Origin of the sequence: Schumannella soli, assembly GCF_006517435.1 — a bacterium.
GTDB lineage: Bacteria > Actinomycetota > Actinomycetes > Actinomycetales > Microbacteriaceae > Schumannella > Schumannella soli.
Window position 1 is genome coordinate 748,863 of sequence record NZ_VHQG01000001.1, and the last position, 12,456, is coordinate 761,318.

Consider the following 12,456-nt stretch of genomic DNA (forward strand, 5'->3'; position numbering starts at 1 on the left):
CGTCACTCCCGTCGCGTTCGCCCCCTACGCCTCACCCCCTCGCCCACCCGACTGGATCTTCGAGACCAGCGCACACGACGACCCACCCGACCCGCTGGACCCGTTCGCCGCGCTCGACCTGCTCGACCCGCTGGACCTGACCGACCCGCTCGACCCGACCGACCCCATCAGAGACCCCTCCGTCGCCCCCGAACCCGCGCCGTTCTGAGCGCCCGGGTCCGCACGTGCCCCCAAGGCGGTACGCCGCGCCCGACATCCGCTCAGCTACGGTGAGCACGTGAACACCCGGGACGTCGTGACGCTCCGGCACCTGCACGCGCGCCGCCGCCCCGACGGAACCCGCACCCGTCACACCGGCACCGCCATCCGCCCCACCGCCCGGCCGGCGACGCGATGAGCAACTTCGCCTTCATGAGGCAGACCCTGCCGGCTCTGAGCGACGACTGCGTGCGAGCCGAGTCGTACCTCACCTCCGACCCGCGCACCGCCTGCTTCTACAGCCGCCGCGTCATCGAGAACCTCGTCATCTATCTCTACGAGGTCCTCGACCTCCCGACGCCCTACCGCGACGACCTCGCCGCTCGCGTCGCCGACACCGGGTTCCGCGCGCGCATCCCCGTCGGCATCGCACAGAAGCTCACCACCATCCGCCGCGTCGCCAACACCGCCGTGCACGACTCCCGCCCGATCGACCCCGCCATCGCCAGTCAGGTGATCCGCGAGCTCTTCGCCGTCGTGATCTGGGCCTCGTACCACCACAGCCCGCACCCCGAGACCGTGCCGCTTGAGGCCGCGTTCGACCCCGCACTCGCCGCCCGTCTCGCCCCGCTCACCCGCGACGACGTGCAGAAGCTCGCCCAGAAGTTCGCCGAGCAGGACGCCGCGCACGCTCGCGCCCTGCTCGATCGCGACGAGAAGCTGGCCGAGCAGCGCGCCGCCCACGACGCCGAGATCGCCCAGCTGCGACAGCAGATCGCCGCCGCCCGGGCCGCCGCCGCCCCCGACACGCGCGACTACGACGAAGCCGCCACACGCAGCTCGCTCATCGACGACGCACTGCGCGAAGCCGGCTGGCCGCTCACCGACCCCCGCGACCGCGAATACCCGGTCAGCGGGATGCCGAGCGCCGACGGCCGCGGCTACGTCGACTACGTGCTCTGGGGCGCCGACGGCCTGCCGCTCGGCGTCGTCGAAGCCAAGCGCACGTCCGTGTCGCCCGACGTCGGCCAACAGCAGGCCGAGCTGTACGCCGACTGCCTCGAGCGCGAGTTCGGCCGACGACCGGTGATCTTCTCCAGCAACGGCATCGAGCACCGCATCTGGGACGACGCCGGCGGCTACCCTCCCCGCGACATCGACGGCTTCTACACACCCGCCGAACTCGAACTGCTCGTGCAGCGGCGCCGCACGAAACAGGCCCTGTCGACCGGCATCGTCGACACCGCGATCGCAGGCCGCGCCTACCAGTCGCGCGCGATCAAGGCCGTCGCCGACGTCTTCGACCGCCGCCAGCGGGAAGCCCTGCTCGTCATGGCGACCGGCTCCGGCAAGACCCGCACCACGATCGCGCTCGTCGATCTGATGCAGAAGGCCGGATGGGCGAAGCGCGTTCTCTTCCTCGCTGATCGCACCGCGCTCGTCAAGCAGGCGGCGAACGCGTTCACCGAGCACCTGCCCGCATCCACCACCGTCAACCTCGTCGACGAGCGCGTCACCGACGGCCGTGTCTACGTCTCCACCTACCCGACGATGTTGAACCTCATCAACGCGGTCGACGGCGGGCTGCGCCGTTTCGGCCCCGGCTACTTCGACCTCATCGTGATCGACGAAGCGCACCGCTCGGTCTACGCCAAGTACGGCGCGATCTTCACCTACTTCGACGCGCTCCTCGTCGGCCTCACCGCGACACCCAAAGACGAGATCGACCACAACACCTACCGGCTCTTCCATCTCGAAGACGGGGTTCCGACCGACGCGTACAGCCTCGAGGAGGCGGTGCGCGACGGCTACCTCGTTCCGCCGAAGGGCATCAGCGTCGGCACACGCTTCCTGCGCGCCGGCATCCGCTACGACGACCTCAGCGACGACGAGAAAGACCAGTGGGACACCCTCGACTGGGGCGACGACGGACGACCGGATGAGGTGGGCGCTGATGAGCTAAACCGCTTCCTCTTCAACGAGGACACCGTCGACAAGGTGCTGAGCACCCTCATGGTGGACGGCTACAAGGTCGCCGGCGCCGACCGGCTCGGCAAGAGCATCATCTTCGCCAAGAGCCAGCAGCACGCCGAGTTCATCCAACGCCGCTTCGATGTCGCCTTTCCCGAACTGGCCGGCAGCTTCGCTCGAGTCATCACGCACGCCTCGCCCTACGCGCAGCAGCTCATCGACGACTTCTCCACCCCCGACAAAGCCCCCCACATCGCGATCAGCGTCGACATGCTCGACACGGGCATCGATGTTCCCGACGTCGTCAACCTGGTCTTCTTCAAGCCCGTGCGGTCGAAGTCGAAGTTCTGGCAGATGATCGGCCGCGGAACCCGGTTGCGCCCCGATCTCTACGGGCCCGGGCACGACAAGAGCGACTTCCTCGTGTTCGACTTCTGCGGCAATCTCGAGTACTTCAGCCAAGACCTGCCCGGCTCACAGGGGCAGATCCAGAAGTCGCTGTCGCAGCGACTGTTCGAGACCCGTGTCGGCCTGATCGCAGCCCTGACGGGCCGCGACGGCGTCGGCGACAGCGACGACGGCCTGCGCGCGCTGCGCTCCTCCACCGTCGACCTGTTGCGCGACATCGTCGGCGGCATGAACCTCGACAATTTCGTCGTGCGGCCGCACCGCCGAGCCGTCGAACGGTTCTCCGACCACGCTGGCTGGCAGGACCTCGCCCCCGAGCCGACCGCGCAACTCCTCGAGCTCGCCGGTCTCCCCTCCGCGGTGCGCGACGACGACGAGGCCGCTAAGCGCTTCGATCTGCTCGTGCTCCGGCGCCAGCTCGCTCAGATCGACGGCGACGTGGCCCTCGCCGAGCGCGCTCGAGACTCGCTGCAGCAGATCGCCATCGCGCTTCTCGGGGCCGGCGCCATCCCCTCGGTCGCGGCTCAGTCGGTGCTGATCGAGTCGGTGGCGAGCGATGAGTGGTGGGTGGATGTCACGCTGCCGATGCTCGAACTCGCCCGTCTGCGCCTCCGCGGCCTGGCCCGGTTCATCGAGCGAACCCGTCGCAACCCCATCTACACCGACTTCGCCGACGACCTCATCGACGGAATCACGATCGATCTGCCGGGCATCACCCCGGGCACCGACTTCGCACGATTCCGCGCCAAGGCGGGCGCGTATCTGCGCGGCCACCTCGACAACCTCACCCTGCAACGACTGCGGCGCAGCAAGCCGATCACCGCATCCGACCTCGGCGAGCTCGAGCGGATGCTCGCCGACGCGGGAGGCAACGCGGCCGAGATCAGCTGGGCGAGCGAACAGGACGGCGGACTCGGGGTCTTCATCCGCCGCCTCGTCGGACTCGATCGGACCGCGGTCACTGACGTCTTCGAGCGCTACCTCGACGGCACCCGGTTCACGGTCGTCCAGATCCGGTTCGTCTCGCTCATCGTCGACGAGCTGACGAAGAACGGCGTCATGGAGTCCGGCCGGCTCTACGAGTCGCCGTTCACCGACGTCGCGCCGACCGGCCCCGACCAGTACTTCGATGAATCCGACGTCGACGCCCTCATCGAGACCATGAACACGCTCACCCGCAGCGCACAGCCGACCGAGGCGGCGTGAACTCTCGTCCGGGCCGTTGCTGACGACCGGCGTCGCCGGCGCGCGTTAGCCTCGTGAGCGATGTCGAACACCCGCGCTGAGGGCGCCTACCAGCGCGCGGTCGTCGCCTTCAAGAACCCGACGCTCGATCTGCTGCACGGGCACTACGCGCCGTTCGTGGTGGCGATGCTGTCGATCGTGTTCAGCGCCGACCGGGCGTCGGTGGCCGTGGCGGATGCGCACGCCGAGGTCGCCGAGGGCATGGAAGCCCTCAAGGCGGCCGGCTACGACGACGAGACCCGGCGCATCCCGACCGGGTCCGCGCGCGAGATCTGCCGCGGCTGGGCGCGCAACGGCTGGCTGCAGACGCAGATCGACGACGACGTCGAGGTGTACCGGCTGACGGCGCACGCGGTCGGCGCGCTCGAGATCGCCGGACGCACCGGCGGCGGACGCGCCCGCGTCTCCCGCTCGCGCGTCCGGACGCTACTCGACTCGGTCGACCGGCTCGCGCGCGATGCCGAGATCGATCCTGCCGAGCGGCTGGCGCGATTGACGGCGCAGCGCGCCGAGCTCGATGCCGAGATCGCCCGCCTCGAGGCCGGCGTCATCGAGCCCGTCGACGACGAGCAGCTGCTCGAAGAGGCCGAGAACGTGCTTCACCTCGCCCGCGAGCTCCCGGCCGACTTCGCGCGCGTCGCCGAGTCGATCAAGCAGATGCAGCGGGATGTGATCAACGAGCTGCGACGGGATGTGCGGCCGACCGGCGAGATCCTGCGCGAGTACCTGCAGCGCGGCCAGCACGTCATGCAGTCGACCCCCGAGGGCCGCGCCTTCGAGGGCGCGCTGCGCCTCATCGGCGACCCCGACCGCATCGACGCCCTCACCGAGCAGGTGCACCGCGTGCTCGTGCAGCCCTTCGCGCGCGGCATGACGCCTGACCAGCGGATCGAGCTGGATGCGATCGCCCGCCGCGTCGAGCAGGGCGTCGCCGAGGTGCTGACGGCGCAGCGCCGCGCATCCCATGTCATCACCGCCCAGGTGCGCACCCACGACCCGGTGCGCGACCGGCAGATCGACGACCTGCTGCGCTCGGTCATGGCGGGACTTCACGAGTGGATGCAGCAGACCGACGCGAGTGCGGCATCCAGCTCAGACGGATCGCGCTCGGGGCCGGGCTCGGCGGCGAGCGAGCGCGTCGAACCGCTGCACAGCTTCCCCGTCGCCGACATCGGCCACCTGCGCCAGACGCTCAACGACCTCGACCCGCCGAGCGCGCCGGCCGCGCTGACCGAACCCGACGATGTCGAGTTCGTTGATGCCGACACCCGCGCCTGGGGCGGCCCGCGCTACGCCGAGCTCGAGCAGCATCTCGCGAGCCTCGGCGAGCGCTTCGACCTCGCGGACGCGTTCACAAGCGCATCCGACGAGACCCGCCGCCCCGTCGACCTGCTCGGACTGCTCGAGATCGCCCACCGCAACGGCATGGACGAGACGGATGACGTCTCCGTCGTCGAAGCCGTGCGCCCTGACGGCACGACCCGGCGCTTCGCGTTCGGCCGCGTGAGCGCGCTGACCGCGGCGAGCCCGGCCGGTGTCGCGAGCACCGCATCCACTAATTCCCCCGATTCGAGCAGCGAGGCCGCCGATGACTGACGTGACGACCGCGACCGAAGAGACTGCACAGGCCGACGCCCTCGGGACCGACCGCGCCGCCGTCGATACCGACGAGCGCAGCGCCGACACCGCATCCGCCGACTCTCCCTTCATCGACCCCGTCGCGATGGAGGACGACCCCGACGAGCTGTTCCCCGGCGACCGCGGCGTGCTCGACCCCGACGCGCGCCGGGTGCTCGTGCGCCTGCTGCAGCGCCGCTTCCTGCTCGCCGAGCGCTCGCGCGCCGACTGGGCCGTGCTGCTCGAGCACCAGTCGCAGATCGAGTCGCGGCTGGGCGACCTATTCATCCGCCTCGTCGTCGACCACGACCGCGGTGTCGCCTACAAGCAGCAGGTGCGCTCCGACGAGCTCGAGGTGCCGATCCTGCTGAAAGACGAGGCCTACACGCGCGCCGAGACGCTCGTGCTCGTGCACCTGCGCACCGTCTACCAGCGCGAGATCACGGCCGGCGAGGGCTCCGCCCGGGTGGATGTCGAAGAGGTCGAGCAGACGGTGCTCAGCTACTACTCCGCGGGCGATCGCGGCACGGCCCGACGTCAGCGCGACATCCGCAACGCCCTCAACCGCCTGCGCGTCGACGGCGTCGTCGAGGAGGAGTCGGAGGGGCGGTACCGCATCAGTGCGCTCGTCGAGATCCTGCTCAGCTCCGAGCGGCTGCACGAGCTGCTGGAGTGGCTGCGCGAGCGGACGGTGAGCGGCGACGACAGCGACGGGCGCGACGAGCTGGATGCGGCGGCCGACGACGCACCGCTCGATGAAGCCCGGTCCGACATCCGCATCGACGAGCCCGACGACAGCGCGACCAGCGACAGCGACAGCGACAGCGCATCCGCCACCTCCGCCGACCAGGAAGCGCAGGCCGCACGATGACCATGCTCGACACGCTCTTCGGTCTCATCCCGGCCGCGTCGCGCGGCCAGCAGTGGGTCGCCGACGACCTGCAGCTCGTGAACTGGGGCGGCTACGACGGCGCCCACCGCGTGCGCTTCTCGCCGGTCGCGACGCTGCTCTGCGGCGGCTCCGGCTCGGGCAAGTCGACGCTCATGGACGCCTACATCGCGCTCATGATGCCGCACACGACGCCCTTCAACGGGGCGTCGAACGGCGCCGTCGTGGGGCGCCCGCGCGGAGCCGAGCAGCGCAACATCCTCTCCTACGGCCGCGGCAAGCTGGATGAGTCGCGCACCGACGACGGCACCAAGATCCGGGTGCTGCGCGGCGACGGCAGCGACACCTGGACGGCCGTCGCGATGACCTGGGCCGACCACGACGGCTCGAAGTTCACGGCGGTGCGCGCCTGGTACATCCCGGCGAACGCCCGCACCGTCGACGACACCGTGCGGGTGCGCGCGAGCATCGCGGGCGACTTCGATCTGCGCACGCTCGAGGTCGCGGCCGCCGACCGGATGAGCGACGCCGCCGTGCGCGCGACCGGCCTCGACACCCTCGCGACCGACCGCGAGTTCTCGGCACGCATCCACACCGTGCTCGGCATCGGCGCCGCCGGAGCCGGGTCGAAGGCGATGAGCCTGCTCGCCCGCATCCAGGCCGGCCAGCAGATCACGACCGTCGACGAGCTCTACAAGCGCATGGTGCTCGAAGAGCCGGAGACGCTCGCCGTCGCCGACGCCGCCGTCACCCACTTCGACGAGCTCGAGGGCACCCGCGCGCGCATGATCACGGCGCAGCAGCAGGTGCGGGCGCTGCTGCCGATCCGCGAGATGCGTGAGCGCATCGAGGAGGCGGGGGAGCGGCTGCGGCTGATCGACCGGGTCGGCGTGTTCGACGACGCCGACTCACTCGCCTCGCTCTGGCGCGCCGAGCGCCGCCGCGAACTGCTGCGCGAGGTGGAGGACGAACTGCGCGACGCGACCCGCACCACCGAGACCGAACTGCGCGAGCAAGAGGTGCTGGCGGATGCGGCCGAGCAGGAGCGCGAGGCGCTCGGCGACATCCTGCGCGACGCCGGCGGCGACCGCCTCGACACCGCCAACCGCGAGCTGCGCGCGCTCGAGTCGCGTCTCGTCGGCGTGCAGCGCGAGCGGGCCGTCGTCGACGAGGCCTTCGCCGCACTCGACCGCACCGTGACGACCGAGAAGGCGTTCGGCGCCCTGCACGTCGAGGCGAGCTCGGAGCTCGTCAAGACCGACGCGAAGCGAGCCGCCCGCGACGCCCACGCCGACGCGACGGGCGCGCGCAAGGATGCCGACCGCGCCCTGAAGGAGCTGCGCCGCGACCGCGAGCTGGCGGCGCGCAGCGACGACAACATCCCGCAGCCGCTGCGCGAATCGCGCCGACTCGTGGCCGAGGCCGCGGGCCTGCGCGCCGACGAGCTGCCCTTTGTCGGCGAGCTGATCGAGGTGCGCGCCGAGTTCGAGCCGTGGCGCGAGGCCTTCAACCTGGCGCTCGGCGGATTCGCCACGACGCTGCTGATCGATGCGGCGACGCTGCCGGCGTTCCGCCGCGCGATCGACAGCGTGCGCACCCCGCAGCGGCTGCGCTTCCAGGGCGTGCACACGGGCCTGCCCGAGGGGCGCGACGCCGACCCGCGCACGCTGCCTGGGCGTCTCGACTACCGCTCGACGCCGTTCACCGGATGGCTGCGCGAGCGTCTCGAGAGCCGCTTCGGCTTCGTGTGCGTCGACGACAGCGCCGAGCTGGGCGCGCATCCCGCCGCCCTCACGATCACCGGACAGGTGTCGCAGCGCGATCGCGGCGAACATGGCGGCCAGGGGCGCGCGAACGTGCTCGGCTTCTCGGCCGAGCGGCGCATCGCCGAACTGGAAGCGCAGATCATCGCCGCCGAGCGCACCCAGCGTGACGCGTTCGACGCCGAGCGCCGCGCCGACCTCGCCCTCGACACCGTCGACATCCGCCACGCCGCCTACGCGACGATCGCGCGACTCACCTGGCAGCAGGTCGACACGGCCGGCATCGAGAGCGAGATCGCCCGCTGGACGGGCATCGTCGACGAGGTCACCGCCGGCAATCCGCGCATCGGCGAGCTGCGCGAGCAGATCGACGCGAAGCGCCGCCGCGCGACCGAGCTGCGCGAACAGATCGGACGCACCCGCTCGCGGCTCGAGAAGCTGCAGGGCGACTGGGCGGCGACGACCGACGACGTGGATGCGACCCAGGCGACCCTCGACCGCGCCGAGCGCGAGGAGATCGGCTTCGACGCCGCGCAGTCGGCGTACCTGGATGAGCGGTTCCTGGCGCCGAGCGGGGGAGCGGGGGCTGGGACGGGCGCGGGGACGCGGGCTGACGACGACGACGCGACCGCCGCGACGACCGGCGCCGCCGCATCCAGCGCCCTCGCCGCCCTCGCTCCCTCCGAGCGCCTCCGCCGTTTCGACGCCGCGCTCGACTCGGCCGGCCGCCGCCTCGACGCCGACCAGACGGCCGCGCAAGGCGTGCTCGTCGAGCAGCGCGAGGCACTGCGCCGCACGCTCGCGAGCTTCCTCGAGCGCTGGCCCAACCCGAACCTGCTCGCCGACCCCGACCAGTCGTTCGGCGACTTCGAGCGCATCCTCGACGACCTGCAGACCAGCGGACTGCACGAGCTCGAGACCGAGTGGCGCGACAGCCTGCTCACGCTCTCGGGCAACGACCTCACGAACCTCGACTCGACGATCAGCCGGTCGCTGCGCGAGATCCGCGAGCGCATCGAGCCGATCAACGTGATCATGGCCGACCTGCCGTTCTACGACGACGCGCACCGCCTGCAGATCACCCCGCGCGAGAGCCAGTCGACGAGCCGGCAGCGGTTCCGCCGCGAGCTGCGCGAGGTGCGGGCCGCGATCGAGACGGTCGGGCTGGAGGGAGCGACGCCCGAGGACCGCGACGCGGTCTACGCGCGCATGACGAAGCTGATCGCGCGCATCCGCCGCACCGCCCCCGACTTCGCCGACCTGATCGACGTGCGCAACCACGTGCGCGTCAGCGCCGAGCGCGTCACCGCGGCCGGCAAGCAGCATGTCGCGCTCTACGACCACATCGGCGAGAAGTCGGGCGGGGAATCGCAAGAGCTCATCGCCTTCATCGTCGGCGCGGCCCTGCGCTACCAGCTCGGCGACGCCGGAGCCGACCGCCCCCGCTACGCCCCCGTCTTCCTCGACGAGGCACTGATCAAGGCGGATGCGCACTTCACGAAGCGCGCGATCGGCGCCTGGCGAGGACTCGGCTTCCAGCTCATCATCGGCGCGCCGAACGACAAGTACAGCGCGATCGAGCCGCACGTCGAGGTCGAGTACGACATCCTCAAAGACACCTCGGGCCGCTCCTGGGCGAAGCCGAAGGTGGCGGTGCCGGCCGGGGCGCCCGGGTCGATGTGAGCGTCGGGCCGTGACCGCACGTCTGCTGGGCCCCGGGGAGGTGGCCGAGCTGATCTCGGCTCGCCTGAGCAGAGAGCTCTTCGCCCACATCAGCCGTGCGGTCGGCGGCACGACGGTCGGCGGCGAGGTCGAGCCCTTCACGACCGTGAAGGCCAGCACCGGTCTGCAGCGAGATCGCGATATCGCCGGGCCCGGTGGCCCCGGCTTCGACGGCTGGAGCGCGTGGATGCGCGCCTGGCGCAGCGTCGACCTGAGCGGAATCGACGGGGTGTCGGTGACGCGACGCAGTGTCGAGATCAGCGGCGTCGACTACGACGCCGTCGCCGTCGTGCGGGTCGACACGGTCGCGTCCGCCCTGGAGGTGATCGCTCGTCTCGGTGGAGAGGCGCCCGGCGAAGCCGTCGCGGCCCTCGACCTCGCTCAGCGCCTCTACGGTGTTGGCGCGACGGTCACGGCGGGCCCGCTGAGGCGCGCGCTGGGCCTCCCCGACTCGGAGGCGTCGATGCTGCTCTCGGCGGTCGACTGGCTCGCCGAGCATCCGGACCTCGGCACGTGGACGCTGCGGCAGGTGCCGATGCCCGGCGTGCACAGCAAGTGGCTGGCCAATCGTGCGGGATTGCTGCGCGATCTGACCGGGCGCGATGTCACCGCCGAGACACGACGACGGCCCTCGGTTATCCACTTCACCTACGTCGACCCGACCTATCTCGCATCCGCTGGTCGCCGCCACGACGCCTGGACCGCAGGCGACGTCCACGATCCCGCCTACCTCCCACGCACCGTGGTGGTGGTCGAGAACCGCGACAGCCGGCTCGACTTCCCGCCGCATCCCGCGACGATCGTGATCGAGGGTGCGGGGAAGGCGGTCGCGTCGCTGCTCACTCAGGTGGAGTGGACGCTCGACGCCGATCGGATCGTCTACTGGGGCGACATCGACGTCGACGGCTACGCGATCCTCGACCACCTGCGTTCGACGCTGAACGCCCATGGTGTCACCGTCGACTCGATCCTGATGGATGACGTCGACCGCCACCGATACGCGGAATTCGGGGTACTCCACGGACGCGACGGGGAGCCGCTCTCCGCGTCGCGGACGCCACTCCGGCAGCTCACGCCCGACGAGAGGCAGGCGTACGCCTACGTCGGCAGCGGCGGGACGCCGGAGTTCCGCCGCATCGAACAGGAGCGCATCCCCTTCGCCGATGTCGCTGCGGCACTGCGGAAGCTGGTCGCCGAAGGGTGACGGCGCAGCTGTAACGCTCGAGCCGAGCGCGGACACTCTCAGATGTGACGATCCTCCACGATGACGCCGAAGCGGCCCTGTGGCAGCGCGCGATGCAGCGCGAGGGCGACGCGTTCGCGCAGCTGTTCGATCTGCATCAGAACCGCGTCTTCAGTCGGGCCGTCGGTTTGACGGAGAACGCCCACGACGCGGAAGACGTGACCGCCGCTGCCTTCTTCGAGCTGTGGCGCAAGCGCCGCAGCGTGCGCGTCGTCGACGGCTCGGTGCTTCCCTGGCTTCTCGTCACGACCGTCAACCTCGCGCGCAATCGGCGACGGTCGACGATGCGCTACGAGAAGCTGCTGCGCGCGGCGCCCCGCCACGAGTGCGTCGAAGGCCCGGACGCCGAGTCGATCGAGACCCGCCGACGGCTCACCGAATCACTGGCGCGGCTGGCACCGGTCGATGGGGCGCTCTTCGTCCTCACCTCGGTCGAGGGCTACCCGATCACGGAGGCCGCCGAAGCGCTCGGCCTCCGCCCCGCGACGGCGCGCGTGCGGCTGCACCGCGCTCGCGCCCGGCTGCGCACCGAACTGCACGACCTCGACCCGCGTCTTCGATTCGCCGAAGGGACTTCACGATGACCTCACCGACCCTCGAACCCCGCTTCGCCTCAGCGGTGCGCGACGAACTCACCGCAATCGGCACCCGATCCAGCCTTCTTGAACGCCGCCAGCGGCGATCGCGCCTGCTGACCGCCGGCGCGATCGCCGTCGGTGTCGTGGCCGCCACGACCGGCGCGGGCCTGGTGGCGGCCACCGCTCCTGGCAGCACGACCGTCGCTCCCTCCGGCGATGCCGTGACTGTGACGCGCACCGGCACGTCGACGATCGAGCTCGGACCGCGGAACGGCGCGAACGCCGTCATCCTCGACGTCACCTGCGTGAGCGACCACGGCGCGATCTCGGTGCCGACGTCAGGCGGATTGAGCTTCGACGCGGACGGGACGACAGCAGCTTCGCCGGGCACCACCGAATGGGACTGCGCAGAGACCACCGCTGTGGTGCACATCCCGACCGGCTACGCGGCCGACGGATCCGCCTCGATCACCGTCACGGCTGACCCGGGGACGGAATGGGAAGCCACGGCCCGTTGGGGCGTCTCGACGACGAGCGACTGGGGCGTCAACAGCGAGGGCCAGACCTATGGCGAGCCCAACGCGCTTCGCGGGTACCCCGACCTGGTGCCGGTGCGCGCCTCGAACGGGCGCGACGGCTTCGCCTACAGCAAGGACTTCATCCGCCCTCACTCGTGCGGTGACAGCCTGCCGGTCTACGCGGTCAACGGCACCACAGTGGTCGGCGAGTTCCCGTTCGGCGAACCTTCCGGCCCCGGGTGCGCGCCGGGTGGCGCGAAACCGTCAGGTGCGGCGAGCGGAGTCACGACCGGTTGACGCCGGT

7 protein-coding genes and 1 pseudogene are annotated in these 12,456 nt (G+C 70.9%); all 8 read left to right on the top strand.

All coding sequences use genetic code 11. From position 1 onward, the window contains the following. Positions 1 to 208, top strand: a pseudogene (locus FJ657_RS17000) (hypothetical protein); the annotation flags it as partial. A 203-nt stretch (positions 209 to 411) separates the two neighbouring features. Continuing rightward, the gene (locus tag FJ657_RS03405) at positions 412 to 3,783 is read left to right on the top strand and encodes a DEAD/DEAH box helicase family protein (protein ID WP_255447112.1); all 3,372 of its coding nucleotides are present in this window, start codon (positions 412 to 414) and stop codon (positions 3,781 to 3,783) included. A 60-nt stretch (positions 3,784 to 3,843) separates the two neighbouring features. After that, the gene (locus FJ657_RS03410; RefSeq protein WP_141162243.1) at positions 3,844 to 5,418 is read left to right on the top strand and encodes a DUF3375 domain-containing protein; all 1,575 of its coding nucleotides are present in this window, start codon (positions 3,844 to 3,846) and stop codon (positions 5,416 to 5,418) included. Further along, positions 5,411 to 6,310: a DUF4194 domain-containing protein gene (locus FJ657_RS03415; protein WP_141162244.1), complete on the top strand. Its 900-nt coding sequence runs from the start codon at positions 5,411 to 5,413 to the stop codon at positions 6,308 to 6,310. Before FJ657_RS03410 ends, FJ657_RS03415 begins: the two co-directional genes overlap by 8 nt. Further along, positions 6,307 to 9,774 carry an ATP-binding protein gene (locus tag FJ657_RS03420; RefSeq protein ID WP_141162245.1) on the top strand — a complete coding sequence of 1,156 codons (3,468 nt, stop codon included), beginning with the start codon at positions 6,307 to 6,309 and terminating at the stop codon, positions 9,772 to 9,774. The genes FJ657_RS03415 and FJ657_RS03420 overlap by 4 nt, the downstream gene beginning before the upstream one ends. Positions 9,775 to 9,784: 10 nt before the next feature. Beyond that, complete coding sequence (locus FJ657_RS03425; RefSeq protein WP_141162246.1) at positions 9,785 to 11,017, top strand: DUF3322 and DUF2220 domain-containing protein; 1,233 nt, start codon at positions 9,785 to 9,787, stop codon at positions 11,015 to 11,017. Positions 11,018 to 11,061: 44 nt separating this feature from the next. Continuing rightward, positions 11,062 to 11,640, top strand: coding sequence for an RNA polymerase sigma factor (locus FJ657_RS03430; protein WP_219995852.1), 579 nt, complete (start codon positions 11,062 to 11,064; stop codon positions 11,638 to 11,640). Continuing rightward, positions 11,637 to 12,449, top strand: coding sequence for a hypothetical protein (locus tag FJ657_RS03435; protein ID WP_219995853.1), 813 nt, complete (start codon positions 11,637 to 11,639; stop codon positions 12,447 to 12,449). The genes FJ657_RS03430 and FJ657_RS03435 overlap by 4 nt, the downstream gene beginning before the upstream one ends. Positions 12,450 to 12,456 lie beyond the last annotated feature (7 nt).